The following is a 17329-nucleotide window of genomic DNA, read 5'->3' as shown; positions in this document are numbered from 1 at the left end:
GATGAACGTGAGGCGCCCGCCCGCGGACGACCGCAGGCTGCTCGGAGATCTTCTCGTGGAGGCGGGGATCGCGACGCGGCAGGCGGTGGGGACCGGCCTCGAGGAGCAGCGATTGCGTGGCGGTCGGCTGGGATACAATCTGCTCAAGCTCGGCCTGGCGACGCCCGCGGCGATGCACCTGTTCCTGAAGGAGAATTTCGAGAGGCTGTCGCCCGACATGGCCGAGACGCTGCGCACCTCCCCCGCGGTCGATCTCATCCCCGCCCGACTGGCGCATTTCTACAGCATGGTCCCGGTGAGCGTCGCCGACGGAGTCCTGGCGCTGGGTCTGACGACCGGCGACACCCCCGCCCTCGTCCCCGCCGTCGAGGAGCTGACCGGGTTGCGCGTCGAGCCGCTGATCTGCCCTCCCTCTCTTGTCACCGACGTCCTGGCCCGTTTCTATCCCTCGGAGGTCGACGCGGGCGTGCTCTACCGGCCGGGGGCCGACCATGTCTTCGTCCTCTCGGACCGTCACCGGCGCATCCTGCCGGCGCTGCCGGGAGCCCTGCGCTGCGATGCGCCGGCGGTGGACCGGCTGCGCTCCCTGGCCGCGGCGGGAATCCGGAGCGGCGCGCGCCGTATCCGGATCGAGCCGAAGCGGGACGCGATGCACGTCACCCTCAGCGGGCGACGGCTGGACGATCAGACTCTTCTGGAGCCGCGCGGCGCCTACGCGGGCCTGGCGCGCCTCCTGGAGGGAATCTCGGGAATCGCGGCGCGCGGCCGGGTCGTGCCGCGCGAGGGAAGGTTCATTCTTCTTGCGGACCACAGACGACTCGTCGCGTCCGTCGCGGCGCTCCCGGGTCTGGACGGCGACAGCCTGACGCTCGACCTGCGCGAGGAGCGGATCGCCCCGCTGTCGCGCGGGCAGATCGAGGCCGAGATTCCGGGCCTGCCACGCGCCGTCGATCGCCTGGCCGAGGCGGGACGCGGGCTGTTGATCGTGACCGGCTCGGACGAGGCGGAGACGGGCTCCGGTGTGGCCACGGTGCTCGGACTGCTCGGGGAGCGCTGTCCCCGGCGCGTCGCCGCGGGCGCCATGGCGGCCCTGCATCCGGTCGAGGCACCGTCCTCCGCCCGGGACGAGGAGGAGATCCCGTTCGAGGCGCTCCTGGACCGGGCGACCGTCGACGGCCCGGATGTCCTGGTCCTGCCCGGCCTCGAACGCTCCGGCCGGGCGATGGTGGCGCGCGATCAGGCGACCCGGCGCGTCGTGATCGCCACGTTCACCCCGGCCCTGGATGCGTGCGCCGCGGTGGAATCGCTCGGACGGGCCGGAACAGGGACGCTCCTGCGCGAGCCCCTCGTCGGTATCCTGGCGGCCCGATTCATGGAGTCGCTCTGCCCGTCCTGCCGGCGACCGGTCGATCCGTTCGAGTTCCTCCCGGCGGCCGCGCGACACCAGCGCCCGCCCGCAGGATCGTACGCGGTCTCGGAAGGCTGCCCCTCCTGTCGCGGCTCGGGACTCCTCCTGTGGCAGCCGGTGTGCGAGTTCCTCTCCTGCCGGCCGCCCGAGGATCCGTTCCAGCCCCGTCGTCCCGCCCGCGAGATCAGGGACGACCGCGCCGCGCGGGGACTGAACACGCTCTCACTGGCCGGGTTCGCCAGGGCCGCATCCGGATTGGTGGACGTCAGGGAGCCGCTCCGCCTCCTGCTTCATGAAGGATAGGTCCACCCTGAGGCGGGGAGGAGTGTGGGCGGGCGTGTCCGGGGCCCTTCTCGCCCTGGCGTTCCCGCGTGCCGACCTGTGCGCCGTGGCGTTCGTCGCCCTGGTGCCGTTCCTGCTGTCCCTCCAGGATGTCCCGCCCGTCACCGCCCTGTTCCGCGGCTACGCCTGCGGCGCGGTCTTCTTTACGTCTCTCCTGTCCTGGATCCCGGGCGTCATGGTCACCTACGGAGGGATGTCCGGTGTGCTAGCCTGGCCGATCTTCCTGCTCCTGGTGTTCTATCTCGCGACGTACGTCGCGGTCTTCGCCCTCCTGCAGGCGGCATCCTGGCGGCGCTTCGGCGAGCCGGCTCTGGTCCTGGCGCCGGTCGGGTGGGTGGCGCTCGAGATCGTCCGGGGGCGCCTCCTGACCGGGTTTCCCTGGGGCCTCATCGGATACTCCCAGTATCGCGACATCCCTCTCCTCCAGACGGCGGCCTGGGGAGGGATCTGCGCCGTGTCGTTCGTCGTCGTGGCCGCGAACGCCGGCATCGTTCTGCTGGTCCTTCGACCGGCCAGGCCGCGCCCTCTCATCTGCGGCGCCGCTCTCCTCCTCCTGGTGGCGCTGGCGCACGCGTACGGCGTCCTGACGATTCGCGCCGGCGAGCGCCGGCCCGGCGGCGAGTCGATCCCGGTGGCCGCGGTCCAGGGGAACGTCCCCCAGGATCGCAAGTGGAGCCCGGGCAGCGGAGCCCGGATCCTGTCGGACCTGGTCCGCCTGACACGGGAGGCCGGGGCGGGGGGGGCGCGTCTTATCGTCTGGCCGGAATCGTCGAGTCCCTATTCCTTCCGCCGGCCGGCGCCGGCCGGGGCTGCGGGACCCGGCGTCGAAACGGACGAGGCGTACCTCTCCGTGGTCCGGGACCTTGCGCGCGCCTCCGGTGCGACCCTGATCCTGGGAAGCGTGGACTATAAAGTCGTGGACGGCGACCTGCGTGTCTTCAACAGCGCGTTCGCGGTCGAACCGGACGGGTCTCTGGGCGGATCGTACGACAAGATCCACCTGGTGCCGTTCGGGGAGTACGTCCCGCTGCACCGTCTGCTGTTCTTCGTCGACAGGCTGGCGCAGGGAACGATCTCGGACTTCGCGCCCGGGACGGTCGCGGCACCCCTTCCGACCGGTGTCGGGCGCGCGGCGACGTTCATCTGCTACGAGGCCATTTTCCCCGAGGTGGTGCGCCGCGTCGCCGGGAAGGACGCGGCCCTCCTGGTGAACATCACCAACGACGCCTGGTTCGGAACGACGGCGGCCCCGCTGCAGCACCTGGCGATGGCGACCGTGAGGGCGGCGGAGAACCGGCGCTTCATGGTGCGCGCCGCCAACACGGGCATCTCGGCGATCATCGATCCGTACGGGCGCATCCTGGAGCGCACCCCGCTCATGGAGAGCGCCGTGCTGCTGGGAACGGTTCAGACTCGCTCCGACGTCACTCCCTATGCCGCGTGCGGCGATCTGTTCGCCTGGGGGTGTGCTATACTCACGCTCCTTCACGGCGCCGCGCTTCGCGCGGCGTTTCTGCGTCGGGGTTGACCCGGCGCGCGGGAGTCCCGGTCGTGGCGAAGAGTCCCCGAAGTTTCGAGATCGAGGAGCTTGCGCGCAAGGCGGACGCCCTCAAGGAGCGCTTCACGGAGCTCCGGGGGCACCTTTGATCTGGAGAGACTCGCCCGCGAACTCGCCGAGATCGAGAAGACCGTCGCCGACCCGGGGCTCTGGAACGACCCCGCCCGCGCCCAGACGACCCTGAAAGCCCGCACCCGCCTGACGGAAGAGCTGGAGTCCTTCGGCAGGCTCGAGAAGAGGGCCGAGGACGCCGAGGTGTGCGTGGAGCTTCTGCGCGAAGGGGAGGACGTCGGCGGCGACCTGAAGCAGGCGGTCGAGGCGCTGCAGGCGGCGCTCGACGAGCGCGAGCTCGAGATCATGCTCCAGGGCGAGCACGACGCCGCGAACGCCATCCTCACCATCCACCCGGGAGCGGGCGGCACCGAGTCGCAGGACTGGGCCGAGATGCTCTACCGCATGTACCTGCGCTGGGCGGAGAGGCACGGTTACCGGATCGAGGCGCTCGACTATCAGAAAGGCGAGGAGGCGGGGATCAAGAGCGCCACCCTCCTCATCAAGGGGAAGAACGCCTACGGCTTCCTGCGTGCCGAGAGCGGCGTGCACCGTCTGGTGCGCATCTCCCCCTTCGACTCCTCCGGCCGGCGGCACACTTCATTCGCCTCCGTGTACGCCTACCCCGAGCTGGACGACGCCATCGACGTGGCGGTCGAGGAGAAGGATCTGCGCATCGATACGTATCGATCGAGCGGCGCGGGAGGGCAGCACGTGAATGTCACGGATTCCGCCGTGCGCATCACTCACCTGCCGACCGGCATCGTCGTGTCCTGCCAGAACGAGCGTTCGCAGCACAGGAACCGCGACATGGCCATGAAGATCCTCAAGTCGCGCCTGTACGACCTGGAGCTTCGCAAGCGCGACGAGAAGCGCCAGGTCGAGGAGGGGGCCAAGAAGGACATCGATTTCGGCAGTCAGATCCGCTCCTATGTCCTGCAGCCCTACACGCTCGTGAAGGACCATCGCACCGCCTCCGAGAGGGGGGACGTCCAGAAGGTCCTGGACGGCGACATCGACGACTTCATCAAGACCTACCTCCTCGCCAGCAGCCGGAGCGCCGCCCCCACCCCTTCCCGCTGACCCTTGCCGGACCGGGCGACGGGGGCGCGCGGGGGCGCGGCTTAAAATCGCCGCGCCGCCGGACGTCCCCCGCCGCCCTCTCGAAAGCGAGCACCGCGGTGAGGCTCGCACACCTCCTGTTTGAGATCGTTCATGGATCGCCGTCCTCGGAATCGCAAAGCGTCAGATGGGGAGAGATCATCGTGTCGGTTCCTTGATGGACGTGCTCCTCGGGAGGTCGCTTTCACGGTGCGAGGCGGGGACGCGGCGGGGTTCGGCGATTTTGAGCCGCGCCATGCGGGTCGCCAGGTCGCTTCGTACCCCGCGCGAGCGAACATGAGCCGAACCCCGCCGCGTCCCCGCCTCGCGGCCCGGAAAAGCCGCAGCGACCCGGCGGTTGACAGGATCCGAGGAGGCCGGTATATTGGCACTCAAGTCCGATGAGTGCCAAAGGCGGAACCACGCAGGAAAATCCGATCGATGCCCGCGCCGAGGAGATCCTCAAGCGGGTCATCGTCAACTACATCCTGACCGGCGAACCGGTCGGGTCGCGCACCATCGCCAAGCTCAGCCGCGAGGGACTGAGCTCGGCGAGCGTCCGCAACGTCATGGCGGACCTTGAGGAGACCGGCTTCCTGGCGCAGCCGCACACCTCCGCCGGCCGCATCCCCACGGACAAGGGGTACCGCTACTACGTGGACGGCCTGCTCGACCCCGTGCGTCTGTCCCAGAGGGACAAGACGCTCATCGACGAGAGCCTGTCGCGGGTCGCCTCGGAATTCGGCGAGGCGATGGAGATCATCCCGAAGATCCTGTCGAGGCTGTCGAGGCATGTGGGCTACGTGATCACCCCTCCCATCCGGGAAGCCGTCCTGAAACACATCGAATTCGTCAGCCTTCAGGAGAAGCGTGTCCTGTGCGTGTTCGTCGACCGCTCCGGTGTGGTCAGCCACCGGATGATCGAGGTCGAGGAGGAGTACGCGCAGGCGGATCTCGATCGGGCAGGGAGGTACCTCGTCGAGGAGTTCGCCGGGCTCACGCTGGGGGACATCCGCGCCCGTCTGGTGGGCCTGATGGTCCAGGAGAAGGCGGCTTTCGACGTGCTGCTGAAGAGCGTGGTCAGCCTGGGGACACGCTACCTCAACGCCGAGCAGGACGAGCGCCGCCTGGTCCTGGAGGGGACCACCAACATCATGAAGCACCCGGAATTCGCGGACATGGACACCATGCGCCGTCTGTTCGAGACGTTCGAGGAGAAGCACCACCTGGTCAACCTCCTGGACCGCTGCCTGGATGCGCCCGGCGTGCGCATCGTCATCGGCTCGGAAACGGACGACCCGGCTCTCAAGAACCTGGCCCTGGTCGCCTCTCCTTATCAGGTGGACGAGCGATCCAGCGGGATCGTCGGTCTCCTCGGTCCGACACGCATGGAATACGAACGGGCCGTGGCCCTGGTCGATTACATCTCCAGACTCCTCTCCAGTTTATTGACCAGCCCCCCACACTGACCTATATTCGGGCGGGAGGTCGTATGCCGACGCGTCCGCGCAAGCCGACCGATCCGCCGGAGCCCGAACGCCCCGGGAAGGACGAGGAGGAGCCGATCGAGATCCTCGAAGTGGTGGGGGTGGACGAGACCACCGGCGCCGTCAAGGAGAAGACGGGGCGCGAGGAGCGTCCGGCCGGCCGTGCGGGGGGGCGGTCCCACCTGGACACGTCGACCCTCGCCCGGGAGCTCGAGGAGGCGAAACGGGACAAGGACAAGTACTACGACCTCCTGCTGCGCAAGCAGGCGGAGTTCGACAACTTCCGCAAGCGGATGGAGCGGGAGCGCGACGAGTCAGGCTCCGCCGCGGTGCGCGAGGTCCTGAAGCGCTTCCTGCCCATCCTGGACAACATGGAACGGGCCCTGCGGGCGAGCGAAGGTTCGAAGGACCCTCTCTTCAAGGGAATCGAGCTGGTGCACCAGCAGTTCCTCGATCTGCTCAAGAAGGAGGGGGTGGTGCCGATCGACGCGCTCGGCGCCCGCTTCGACCCGCGCCTGCACGAGGCGGTCCTGGTCATGGATGTCCCGGGCTTCGAGTCGGACGTCGTCCTGGAGGAGATGCAGAAGGGGTACATGTACAACGACAGGCTGCTGCGGCCCTCACTCGTGAAGGTCACCTCCGGCAAGGGGGCCGACCGGGAGTCCTCGTCCCGGTCGCAGCGGCAGGATCGTGACGCGGGGGAGGAACCATGAGCCGGGTGATGGGAATCGATCTGGGCACGACCAACTGCTGCGTCGCCATCATGGACGGCGGAACCCCCCTGGTGATCCCGAACAAGGAGGGCGCGCGGACCACCCCCTCCATCGTCGCCTTCACGGAGAAGGGGCAGCGTCTGGTGGGACAGATCGCCAAGCGCCAGTCCGTGACCAATCCGCACAACACGGTCTACGCCGTCAAGCGGCTGATCGGACGCAAGTTCAACTCCCCCGAAGTGCAGCAGGCCAAGAAGTTCGTGCCCTACCAGATCGTCGAGGCCAAGAACGGCGACGTGCGGATCCGGGTGCGCGACAAGGACTACAGCCCCCAGGAGATCTCGGCCATGATCCTGGAGCGACTCAAGGAGATGACCGAGGAGCACCTGCAGACGGAAGTGCACGAGGCGATCATCACGGTGCCGGCGTACTTCGACGACAGCCAGAGACAGGCGACCAAGGATGCCGGGCGCATCGCCGGGCTCAAGGTCCTGCGCATCATCAACGAGCCCACCGCCGCGTCGCTGGCGTACCGCCTGAACGAGGAGGCGGAGAAAAAGATCGTGGTCTACGACCTGGGGGGCGGCACCTTCGACGTCTCCATCCTGCAGCTGGGCCAGGGAGTCTTCGAGGTCAAGGCGACGTCGGGCGACACGTTCCTGGGAGGCGAGGACTTCGACCAGCGGATCCTGGAGTGGCTGCTCGGGGAGTTCGAGAAGAAGGAGGGGATCTCGCTGCGCGAGGATCGCCTGGCGCTGCAGCGCCTCAAGGAGGCCTCCGAGAAGGCCAAATGCGAGTTGTCGTCCGAGACGCGCTCGGAGATCAACCTGCCGTTCATCTCGGCCGATGCCAAAGGACCCAAGCACCTGAACGTCGTCCTGGCGCGCGACAAATTCGACGAGCTGACGGCGGATCTGGTGGACCGGACACGCAAGCCGTGTCTCGAAGCCCTGTCGCTCGCGGGACTCAAGCCGGCCGAGATCGACGAGGTGCTCCTGGTGGGGGGCATGACGCGCGTCCCCAAGGTCATCCAGATGGTGCGCGAGATCTTCGGCAAGGAACCGTGCCGCGACAAGAACCCCGAGGAGGTGGTCGGCGTCGGCGCGGCCATCCAGGCCGGCATCCTGCAGGGGGAAGTCAAGGACATGGTCCTCCTGGACGTGACGCCTCTGTCTCTCGGCATCGAGACGCGCGGCGGCATGTTCACCAAGCTGATCGACCGCAACACCACGATCCCGACCCGCAAGACGAAGATCTTCACGACGGTGGCCGACAACCAGTCCAAGGTCGAGGTGAACGTCCTGCAGGGTGAGCGCGAGGTGGCGGCGTTCAACAAGTCGCTGGGCCGCTTCGAGCTGGTGGGAATTCCCCCCGCGCCCAAGGGCGTCCCGCAGATCGAGGTCACGTTCGACATCGACAGCAACGGCATCGTCCACGTCTCCGCCCGGGACTTCGCGACGAACAAGGAGCAGACGATCGTCGTGACACCGTCCGGAGGGCTGTCGGAGAAGGAGATCGGCGACATCATCGACGACGCCCGGAAGAACGCCGACGCGGACAAGAAGAAGGCCGAGCTGTACCGTATCCAGGCGCGCCTCGAGGGCCTCCTCGAGTCCAACATGAAATCGTTCGCCGAGTTCGGGACGCTCCTGGACGAGGAGAAGCGGAACGTGGTGAAGAAGATCCTCGATGGGGCGCGCAAGGCGCTGGCATCGGCCAGCGTCTCGGAGTGCATGGCCTCGCTGGAAAAGCTGGGGGAGGCCTCCGAGATCCTGACCGAAGTGATCCTGTACCATCCTTCGCCCAACGCGCCGGGGGGCACGAGCGGGTCGGGCGGCACGGCGCGGACGTCCTGACGAAAACCGGGTAAAATCACAGTCTTTGCGACGGGCCGTCTGGCGCCATGGCAGCGATGCCGGGGCAGCGGCCGGTCGTTTCCGGCCCTGCCCAGGAGAGAGCGGTCTTGAAGAAACGGGATTACTACGAGGTCCTCGGTGTCGGGCGCGAGGCGGGTGAGGCCGAGATCAAGAAGGCCTACCGCCAGCTCGCCATGAAGCATCATCCGGATCGGAACCCCGGAGACAAGAACGCCGAGGAGAAGTTCAAGGAAGCGGCCGAGGCGTACGCCGTCCTGGCCGACACGGACAGACGCGCGCGCTACGACCGATTCGGGCACGCCGGCATGGGCGGCGCCGCCGAGGGGGTCGGCGGCTTCAATCCGGAGGTCTTCTCCGATTTCGAGGACATCCTCGGGTCCTTCTTCGGCTTCTCGTTCGGCGATCTGTTCGGCGGGGCCCGTGGTCGGCGCCCCGGTCGCCGCCGGGGCGCCGACCTCCGGTTCGATCTGGAGATCGATTTCCTGGAGGCCGCTCTCGGGTGCGAGAAGGAGATCAGCGTTCCCCGCCTGGAGAGCTGCTCCGATTGCAAAGGCACGGGCTCGCGGAGCGGCGCGCGGGTGACGTGCGAGGCCTGCCACGGCCAGGGCCAGGTGGTTCACAGGCAGGGCTTCTTCACGCTGAACCAGGCCTGCGGTCGTTGCGGAGGCGCGGGGACGGTCGTGAGGGATCCGTGCCCCGCCTGCCGGGGAGAGGGGCGCCGGCGCGCCGTGCGACGGCTGAACGTCAAGGTTCCCGCCGGGGTGGACAACGACAACCGTCTGCGCGTTCCAGGAGAAGGGGAGGGGGGAGCGGCGGGCGGCCAGCACGGGGACCTGTACGTCGTCCTGCACGTCAAGGAGCACCCGTTGTTCCGGCGCGAAGGTCCGAACCTGGCGGTCGAGGTGCCGATCACGCTCCCGCAGGCGGCCCTGGGTGTCGAGGCGCAGGTGCCGACGCTCGAGGGGCTGTCGCGCATCAGCATCCCGTCCGGAACGCAGCCCGGCGCCGTCTTCTGCCTGAGGGGCAAGGGGCTCGCCCGGCCGGCCGGCGGGCCGCGCGGAGACCTGTACGTGACCGTGGCCCTGAGCGTACCGACCCGGCTCGGACGCAAACAGCGGGAGTTGTACGAGAAGCTTCTCGAGCTGGAAGAGCCGGCCGGCGAGAAGGACAAAGACAAGGACATCCTGGGCCGGGTCAAGGACATCTTCACATGACGATCCGAACCGGTCACGTTCGGCTGAAAGGCTTGTGCTCCAACGGTTGCACACGAGGCGGACCACCGAGAAAGGGCGCGCGACATGCGGTCCAGCGAGTCCCTGTTTACGCTCGTTTCAGCCGACCCCGACTCGTGCGTGGACAATCGGTGGACAACGCGATGAGATAGAATCACGTCGGCGGCGCACCGTCCTGCAGACGGGGCTCGGCACTCCGACCGACCGGCGCCGCCGAACATTCCCTCGGAGCTCGCTCGGAGGCGAGGATGGGGCGTCGCCGAGAACCACGTCGGCCAGAAATCGGACGATGGGATCCGGCCCTTCACAGACTCACCGAGAAGCAAATCGACGAGCTCGCCGCGACTTTCATCCCCCCGAAGGATCTGTCGCTCTTCGAATGGGAGTATCCCGAGCCACGGGACGCGCGATCTCGTCGCCAGAGGAAGACGCGCGCGCGGATGTTCGGGGGCCAGTACACGGGCGAGTTCGATTTGGTGCGTGGCGAACGCCCGGCCTGGGAGAGGCTCGGCCCGCTTCAGGGTCCGAATTTCGGCGTGCTCGCAGAACTGGCCGCGCTGAAGGCTCGACGCGAAGTGAAGAGGTCTAGGAGGTGCGCCCGCCGAGTCCTCCAGAACCGTCTCGATACGTGCTTCACGGAGAAGGAACGTCACGATGCAGCGAAGTGGGTCCGCCGCTGCTATCCCGAGCCTGACCCCCACAAACTGATCGCAGATTATCTTCGGAGTTGGGGCGTTTCCGACCGTGCCCCCTCGAGGCGGACCCTCCAACGCTATCGTCAGCTCGTCGCGCCCATCCGAAGCTTCCTCGCCAGGTTGATCGCCGACCTCAAGCGCTGAGAGCCGAAGAACCACCATCCCGCCTACAGAATTAAGTGGCACACTTTGCGCGGCGGCCATGCAGCAATATGCATGGCTATGAAGAGGATATCTCCACTCCGGATCTTCAGAGTAGCAGCCGGGCTCACTCTTGATGACCTCGCTGGGCCGACGGGCATCGACAACGGCACCCTCTCTCGGCTCGAGCGCGGTCTCCGTCCTCTCAGCGTAGAACAGGTTCAGAAGATCATCGCGGCCATCGGGCCGGACGCGATCGAAAGCATCATCGCGGCCGCGGATCTGGTGAGACCCCAGGCTCGAAAAGAGCGGTCATCGTGAGCCGGCGCCGCGTCTCCGCCGCCGAGGTCGATCTCTGCCTCGCAAGTTTCTGTCCGGCCCCCGTCCCTCTCGGACCGCGGGAATGCCTCCGACCTCGTGGCGGCTCGCTCGAGAACGCTCTCGCGATTCTTGCGAACGCCCGCATCATCCGATCGTCTGTCGAGCGCCTTGCGATCGAACAGGCCTGGTCGATCCGCGCATCGGTCGCTCTCGAGGCAGCCCGTTTCTTGACGGACTGGGGCGAGGACATGGTCACACGTCGGCGCGGCGCCGGCGAGGGTGTCCGATGATCCGCGCGCGGCGTTCGGTCGAGCCCACCATCGCACGGATCCTCGATGGCAGCAGGGCCGTGCCTCCGGGAGATCGGATCGGGATCGTGGAGGACGGGCGCCTCCTCACCATCCGCGAGGTCGCCGCGCGATACGCGGCCAGTCCCGCGACGATCGAACGCCTCGTCGCCGAGGGTATGCCGTGCCTCGACCTTGCGATCCACCGTCCCGGGCGGCGACCGAAACGAAATCTTCGATTTGACCCGGCCGCGTGTGACCGGTGGTTGGCGCGACGATGAAATAAATACGGCCGCGTTCGAGCGCGGCCGGGAGGTGCGGAACCGTGGAGACCGAACACTACGACGAGATCCACCGGCTGTCAACCGCGGAAGCTGAGCGGGCGCTTCTCAAATCGATCATCAGCCGAGGGCGCGAGGGCCTCGAAAGAGCGCGTCGAATTGTCAGGGTCGAAGACTTCGCCCTCGTCGTTCACAGGGAGTTTTTCAGTGTGCTTCTGGAGATGGATGAACTGGGGCTCCCGTTCACGCGGTCGAGCATCACCGAGTTTCTGAAGCGGCCGAGGTCGACGTGCCAGTAGAAAAGAAAACGATCGCCATGCCATCCGACCAGGAACAGGTTGCGCTGGTCGCGCAGCCCGGGTGCGACAGCTGCAGTCACCCTGGTTGCGACGGAACGCCGATCTTCTATCTCGCCGGCCGCGGCGCGTGCTCGCAGCATCACCACGAACTGGAGCTCACAACGTGCCGGTGAGGAAGGGCCAGAAGAGCACGCCGACCGTCGCCGAACTCGAGGAGCGGGTCCCCCACTCAAGGGAGGCGGAGGCCTCCGTCCTTGGCGGCATCCTCGCCGGCCTGAATCCCGTTTCCGTGCTCGCCGGCGCGCGGCAGCTCCTCTCGGCCGATGACTTCTTCATCCCGAACCACCGCCTGATCTGGGAAGCGATGGTCGCCGTATCGAACGTGTCGAGGGAGATCGATCTCGTGATGCTGAAGGAGAGGCTCGCGGGCGCCGGTCAGCTCGAGACCGTCGGCGGGCCCGCTTTCATCGCGTCGCTCGTCGACGGCGTTCCGAAGTCTTCAAACGTGCAGCACTACGCACGGATCGTGAAGGACAAGGCGGTGCGGCGCGGGATCATGGAGGGTGCGCTTTGTCTCGCCGGCGCGTGCACGAACGGACATGAGACATCGGCCCTCCTCGAGGCAGGAAGCGATCTCTACCGGCAGACGATCGCCGTAGATCCCGAGGCGCGGAAGGGGTGCGCCAGCACGCACGAGCTGATGAGCGACTACTCGGCGAACGTCACGCGCGGTCGTGGCCAGAAGGTCTGGACCCGGATTCGGCCGCTCGATGAGGCGACCGATGGTATGCGCCCGGGCGAGGTGCTTACCATCGTCAAACGCCCGCAGGTCGGCGGGAGCGCCATCGCGAGTCAGATCCTCCACAACGCAGCGATCGAGGGCGAGCCCTGCGTCTTCTTCTCCCTCGAGATGCCACGCACCCAGGCGTTCGAGCGCCTTGTCCAGCAACGGCTCGGACTGTCGCGCGCGCTCGTGGAGCGTCTGGGCGCCGCCGGCTGGTCCGCCCTGACTGCATCACAGCGTGCCGCGCTCAACGGCATGGCGGTCAACATCATCGTCGTCGACCGCGGCAAGAGCGGGATCTCGGAGCTCGACTCCTCAATGCTGCAGGCGTCGGCAAAGCTCGAGCGTCCCCCTCGCCTGGTCGCGATCGATTACCTCGGGCTCCTGAGCTCGGGGGCGAAGAACCTGCCCCTCTACCAGCGCGTTTCCGAGGCGGCCGTCGACGTGAAGTCGTTCGCGAAGCGCCATGAGTGCGCGGTCGTTCTCATCTCGCAGGCCGGCCGCGACCAGGACCAGGAGAAGAGCGAGGGCGCCAAGGAGCTGGGGCTCGACGCCGCGCGCGACTCGGGCCAGGTGGAGGAGGCGGCGGACTTCATGTTGACCCTGTGGAGGCCAGAACTCTCCTCGACCACCGGCCCGCTCGAGAAGCACCGGTCCCGCGGCCAGCTCTGGGGCCGGCTCGTGAAGAACCGCCGCGGCCCCCTGCCGAGCTTCTGCATGCACCTGGACGTAGAGACCCTGCGCATCAGCGACGGGACGGAGGGCTCGTGAGCCGCACCGGCTGGGTTGCCGTGCCGCGTGCCGTCCGCGACGCGCCCTGGTTCAAGGAGGCCGATCCCTTCACGCGCGACTTCTGGATGCTCCTGATGAGCCTGGCCGCCTACGCCCCGCGCACGACAGAAACGGACCTGAATCTCGCTCCCGGACAGCTCGTGACGTCGTGGAAATCTCTCGCCGAACAGATGGCCTGGACCGAGAACCGGAAGCGCAAGACTCCCACCCTCGCGAAATGCCGGTGGGCAGCGGAGTTCCTGAGAAATGCCGGTGAGGCTGCATGGACGCCGACAGGGGCTCCGCACTACACCGGCATCGTCGTAACGCTTGAGCGGTGGGCGTTGTACGCCGTTGCAGGCGAGACAGTAGCCGACACCACAACAGACACCACCGCAGACCGTCTGTTGGACACCACAGCAAGATCAGAAGAAGAACTACAGGGGTCTGCCGGAAGAGCAAGAAAAACCCCCTTCGAGAGACAGCAGGAGAAGTACCGGAGGGACGAGGAAGAGGGCCGACGCCTCATCGCCGAAGAGCGACGACGACAGACCGCGGGGCTTGATGCACTGCCAGAACCAGGAGGGGCGGATGTGCACTGAGCGGGGCCGCAGCGTCCGAGCGCGCAGGCAGCTATCGTCCTCGCCGGGGGCGCGCGGGGGCGTGCAAAGGACGCCGAGTCCTCGCGCGCTCCTGAAACCCACGCCCTGTAGCGACTTGCGGAGACAGGTGTCCACGGAATGACCACGGCGAAGAAGGCCGCAGAACGCTCTCGGAAGGCCCCCAAATCGGGTCACGGTCGACGTTACCCGCGCGGACCGCACGAGGCCGGAGCACTGGCAGCCGTCGGGGACCGTCGTGCGGTGGGCCTGGCGGAGCTCGACTATCTGTGCGCGGGCCTCAAGGACCTGGAGGCTCGGGCGCTCGCCGACCTCGGGGGTGCGGAGACCGTCTCCGAGTTGCGTCGGAGAGTCCTCAGCATTGGGCTCGCCGCGGACGGATTCGTGCTCGCCCTGCTTGCTGAGGTCGTGGACAAGATGAAACAGAGCCGGGCGGCCGGACACGTACCGCACCCCTCGAGATACGAGGCCGTGCACGTCATCGCGACGTTCATGGATTTGGCGGCGCGGCGCTACAAGGACGTGGGGCTCGACCGCCTAGCGCGTCGCGTGCCGTCGCTCGGGGACTACCTGGCAGAGCGTCAGGGGGGCTCAGCAGCCTCAGGAGACGCGAACGCGACCGCGTCGGCACCATCGGTCTCGCCTGCGCCCGATCGCGCAACGGGGCCCACGACGCGAAGCAACGCGCGGCCGTCTGAGGTGAAGCCGTGAGCATCCCGTACATCACCAACGAGGAGTTCATCATCGACCCACAGCTCTACGCCTTCACCGAGGCATCGATGGCCCAGCGGGCCGCGATTCGTGTCTCCTTCGACGGCCTGCCGCCGGCGAATGCCGAGCAACGGGACTTTATCGAGACAGCTCTCGGCCGGCCCTGGGGAGAGGACCTTCGGCGGGTCCGGCGAATGGTCGCCTGGGTCTGCGGAGCCGACAGTGGGAAATCGGTCATCGCCGGCGGCTCTCTCCTGCATGGTGCGCTCTTCTGCAGCCTGAAGGGGCTTCGACCTGGCCAGCGCGCTCACGGTCTACTGATGGCGCCTGACACGCGTCTGGCGTCGATCCCGTTGTCGTACATTCGCGGCGCCATCTCAGCGTCGCCCATCATCGCGGCCGAGGTCGAGAGCGAAACGACGGACTCGATCAGGTTCACGCGCGGTACGGAGATTGGCGTCCTCCCTGCAACGGTGGGCGGTCGCGCGCCCCGCGGTCGACGCTTCTACCGTGTCGTGATGGAAGAAACGGCGTTCTTCATGGACGCCGATTACCGCGTCAACGACCGGGACGTCCTGCGTGGGTTTCGCGTTCGTGTCCTTCCGGACGGTCAAATCGTGCTGATCTCAACCCCCTGGAGGAAGACGGGGCTCCTGTACGACCTGCACAAGCTGGAGTTTGGACGGTCGGAGCGCACGCTCGTTCTCCAGGCGCCTACTGCGCTGATGCGCCCCGACAAGTCCGCGGCGGCGCTGGCGGACGAGTTCGCCGACGACCCCGTGATGGCGGCGGCCGAGTTGGGCGCGGAGTTCATGGAGAACGCCGGGGCCTTCCTCGAGGCGGCAGACCTGGAGAAGGTCATCGAGTCGCGGGTCACCCGCCGCGAGCCCGAGGCGGGGTTCCGGTACGTCGCCGCGACCGACCCGTCCGGGCTGCGCAACGACCCGTGGGCGTTCACGGTCCTCGGCCGGAGGGAGGACCAGCTCGCGCAATTCGTCGTCCGGTCCTGGCGGCCGGGGTCGAGCGTCGACCAGGTCGTGACGGACATCGCGTCCGAGTTGCGCCTGTTCGGGCTGACGGGGCTCGTCGCGGATCAGTTCGGCTCCGAGGTGACGAAGGCCCACTTCACCCGCGCCGGGATCCACCTCGAGGAACGGCCGTTCACCTCGGGGCCCGGGTCGCCGAAGACCCTCGGCTTCAAGGCGCTCCGCGAGGTCGTCATCGGCCGGCGCATCGCGCTCCTGGACGACGTCGAGCAGAGCCGCGAGTTGAAGCTGCTCGAGGTGACGCGGCTGGCCGGCGGCGGCGAGCGCATCGCGGCGCCCGGACGTCTGCATGACGATCGCGCCTGCGCCCTGGCGCTAGCCGTGCACGAGCTCTACGGCGGCCGCGGCGCCGACGCCTACCTCGCGATGCTCGCCAGACAGCTCGAACGGCTGCACGCGATGGAGCGCGGCGAGCTCCCCCCGCCAGGACAGGAGAAGCGCGAGGCGATCCGGGTCGTGCCGCTCACCTCACCTGACAAAGTCCGTCAACCGACCGAACACCAACGCGTCATTTTCGCGGCCGCCGGCGCCGTCCGGCGAGCCTGAAAAGGAAACCGATGACCACAGCGACAGCGAGGAAGACCCGAACCGTCCCCGAGGCGAAGACCCGGATCGCGGCGATCGAGAAGCGCGCGGCCGACCTGCAGGACGAGGTCCGCGCCGCCGCCGACCGTGACGCGCAGCTTCTCGCGGCGCTCGAGGACGTCCGGGGCCGGCACCGCGAAGGCAGCGCGAAGCGCACCGACGTTCGAATTGCCGAGCGCGCCCTCGAGGAGCACCGCCGCGAGACAGCACACCTCGACGACGCGGTCAAGAGTCTGCGCGCCGAGCTCGCCGACCTCGAGTCCTTCGTCGCCGGCGAGGAGAGCGACCAGGCCCGACGCGACCAGGAGGCGGCGGCCGCGCCCCTGCGCGCCGAGGCGGAAGCCCTCGTCCCGGAGTTCATCCGGACCCTCCAGGGCGTCGGCGACACGCTCATCAGGCGGAAGCGCCTGGCGGCTCGGCTGCGCGAGGAATTTCCCCTCGCGAGTCCGGTTCAGGCGATCCCCATGCCGGAGCTCGTGCGCCGCACCGCTGGCAAGGACGCCGGAGGCCTGAGCTTCCGGACCGTCGAGACCTACATCAGGTTCGTCCTGGCGGGCTTCGAGCCGGAGGGCGATCGGAATCTGGACGAGCGGTTTCACATCACCGCGCGATAACACGCGCGCCAGGAAGGAGCAGTTCCATGAACCGAAGTCAGGAACTTCAGGAAATCCGGTCCGCCCTCGACGGCATCAGTGCCCGGATCGAGGCAATCAAGCGCCCGAGCGTGACCGCGGCCCGCACGCCGGATCCACCGCGGGGCAACAGCCCGGGCCAGCCGAGCGCGATCAGTCTGAACCCTCCGCGTCCAATCCCGGCGAGCGACCCCGTGGTCGAAGCGATCACGATCGCGGCGGCGGCGCAGGTCATGGAGCAGCTGTACCACCGCCCGCACGCCGACCTGTTCGCGGAGCTGCGGAGGCGCACGGACGTGCACCGCCTGGAAGGGGGCGACTTCAATACCGCGTTCGGCCGGGCGAAAGCCGAGCTCGTCGCGGCCATCGTCGCGGGCCTGGCGTAGG

At 67.8% G+C, this 17329-nt stretch carries 15 protein-coding genes; 14 read left to right on the top strand and 1 reads right to left on the bottom strand.

Going from position 1 to position 17329, the window contains the following annotated elements; translation table 11 throughout:
• The first annotated feature begins 1 nt into the window (after window position 1).
• From VEW47_11830 to VEW47_11795, 8 genes are all read left to right on the top strand, one after another.
• Window positions 2–1711, top strand: a complete 1710-nt coding sequence (locus VEW47_11830) for a hypothetical protein (GenBank protein HYS05872.1) — start codon at window positions 2–4, stop codon at window positions 1709–1711.
• Window positions 1712–1745: 34 nt separating this feature from the next.
• Entirely contained in the window at window positions 1746–3278 is a 1533-nt protein-coding gene (gene lnt / locus VEW47_11825; GenBank protein ID HYS05871.1) for an apolipoprotein N-acyltransferase, read from the top strand.
• Window positions 3279–3328: 50 nt separating this feature from the next.
• Window positions 3329–4442 (top strand): peptide chain release factor 2 gene (gene prfB / locus VEW47_11820; protein ID HYS05870.1). Its coding sequence is split into 2 segments (ribosomal slippage): window positions 3329–3382 and window positions 3384–4442, totalling 1113 coding nucleotides; the frame shifts between segments, so codons are not numbered across the junction.
• A 419-nt stretch (window positions 4443–4861) separates the two neighbouring features.
• Window positions 4862–5929, top strand: a complete 1068-nt coding sequence (hrcA, locus tag VEW47_11815; GenBank protein HYS05869.1) for a heat-inducible transcriptional repressor HrcA — start codon at window positions 4862–4864, stop codon at window positions 5927–5929.
• Window positions 5930–5952: 23 nt separating this feature from the next.
• On the top strand, window positions 5953–6660 hold the full coding sequence (gene grpE, locus VEW47_11810) for a nucleotide exchange factor GrpE (GenBank protein ID HYS05868.1): 708 nt from the start codon (window positions 5953–5955) through the stop codon (window positions 6658–6660).
• Entirely contained in the window at window positions 6657–8516 is a 1860-nt protein-coding gene (gene dnaK, locus VEW47_11805; protein ID HYS05867.1) for a molecular chaperone DnaK, read from the top strand. Before grpE ends, dnaK begins: the two co-directional genes overlap by 4 nt.
• A 107-nt stretch (window positions 8517–8623) precedes the next feature.
• A complete protein-coding gene (dnaJ, locus tag VEW47_11800) occupies window positions 8624–9751 on the top strand; it encodes a molecular chaperone DnaJ (protein HYS05866.1) in 1128 nt (375 codons plus the stop codon).
• 935 nt (window positions 9752–10686) lie between these two features.
• Entirely contained in the window at window positions 10687–10926 is a 240-nt protein-coding gene (locus VEW47_11795; protein ID HYS05865.1) for a helix-turn-helix transcriptional regulator, read from the top strand.
• A 758-nt stretch (window positions 10927–11684) separates the two neighbouring features.
• Here the strand turns inward: VEW47_11795 and VEW47_11790 are convergent.
• A complete protein-coding gene (locus VEW47_11790; GenBank protein HYS05864.1) occupies window positions 11685–11939 on the bottom strand; it encodes a hypothetical protein in 255 nt (84 codons plus the stop codon).
• A gap of 17 nt (window positions 11940–11956) precedes the next feature.
• Here VEW47_11790 and VEW47_11785 point away from each other — a divergent pair, with 17 nt between their 5' ends.
• The 6 genes from VEW47_11785 (at window position 11957) to VEW47_11760 (ending at window position 17328) form a co-directional block, all read left to right on the top strand.
• Complete coding sequence (locus VEW47_11785) at window positions 11957–13348, top strand: DnaB-like helicase C-terminal domain-containing protein (GenBank protein HYS05863.1); 1392 nt, start codon at window positions 11957–11959, stop codon at window positions 13346–13348.
• Window positions 13345–13950: a hypothetical protein gene (locus VEW47_11780; GenBank protein ID HYS05862.1), complete on the top strand. Its 606-nt coding sequence runs from the start codon at window positions 13345–13347 to the stop codon at window positions 13948–13950. Before VEW47_11785 ends, VEW47_11780 begins: the two co-directional genes overlap by 4 nt.
• A gap of 261 nt (window positions 13951–14211) precedes the next feature.
• Entirely contained in the window at window positions 14212–14679 is a 468-nt protein-coding gene (locus VEW47_11775; GenBank protein ID HYS05861.1) for a hypothetical protein, read from the top strand.
• Window positions 14676–16271 (top strand): hypothetical protein, encoded by a 1596-nt coding sequence (locus VEW47_11770; protein ID HYS05860.1) that lies wholly within the window; start codon window positions 14676–14678, stop codon window positions 16269–16271. The genes VEW47_11775 and VEW47_11770 overlap by 4 nt, the downstream gene beginning before the upstream one ends.
• Window positions 16272–16282: 11 nt before the next feature.
• The gene (locus tag VEW47_11765) at window positions 16283–16924 is read left to right on the top strand and encodes a hypothetical protein (protein HYS05859.1); all 642 of its coding nucleotides are present in this window, start codon (window positions 16283–16285) and stop codon (window positions 16922–16924) included.
• A gap of 26 nt (window positions 16925–16950) precedes the next feature.
• The gene (locus VEW47_11760) at window positions 16951–17328 is read left to right on the top strand and encodes a hypothetical protein (GenBank protein HYS05858.1); all 378 of its coding nucleotides are present in this window, start codon (window positions 16951–16953) and stop codon (window positions 17326–17328) included.
• The last annotated feature ends 1 nt before the right edge of the window (window position 17329 follow it).

Source organism: Candidatus Dormiibacterota bacterium (assembly GCA_035635555.1).
Classification (GTDB): domain Bacteria; phylum Acidobacteriota; class Polarisedimenticolia; order Gp22-AA2; family Gp22-AA2; genus Gp22-AA3.
Note: the sequence above shows the minus strand (reverse complement) of the source record. Positions and strands in the feature narration are given on the sequence as shown.

What these genes read in the sequence shown, in the direction of transcription:
- hrcA (HYS05869.1), top strand. Translation starts at nt 4,862, where the DNA reads ATGAGTGCCAAAGGCGGAACCACGCAGGAAAATCCGATCGATGCCCGC.
- VEW47_11795 (HYS05865.1), top strand. Translation starts at nt 10,687, where the DNA reads ATGAAGAGGATATCTCCACTCCGGATCTTCAGAGTAGCAGCCGGGCTC.
- grpE (HYS05868.1), top strand. Translation starts at nt 5,953, where the DNA reads ATGCCGACGCGTCCGCGCAAGCCGACCGATCCGCCGGAGCCCGAACGC.
- VEW47_11765 (HYS05859.1), top strand. Translation starts at nt 16,283, where the DNA reads ATGACCACAGCGACAGCGAGGAAGACCCGAACCGTCCCCGAGGCGAAG.
- VEW47_11760 (HYS05858.1), top strand. Translation starts at nt 16,951, where the DNA reads ATGAACCGAAGTCAGGAACTTCAGGAAATCCGGTCCGCCCTCGACGGC.
- VEW47_11830 (HYS05872.1), top strand. Translation starts at nt 2, where the DNA reads ATGAACGTGAGGCGCCCGCCCGCGGACGACCGCAGGCTGCTCGGAGAT.
- dnaK (HYS05867.1), top strand. Translation starts at nt 6,657, where the DNA reads ATGAGCCGGGTGATGGGAATCGATCTGGGCACGACCAACTGCTGCGTC.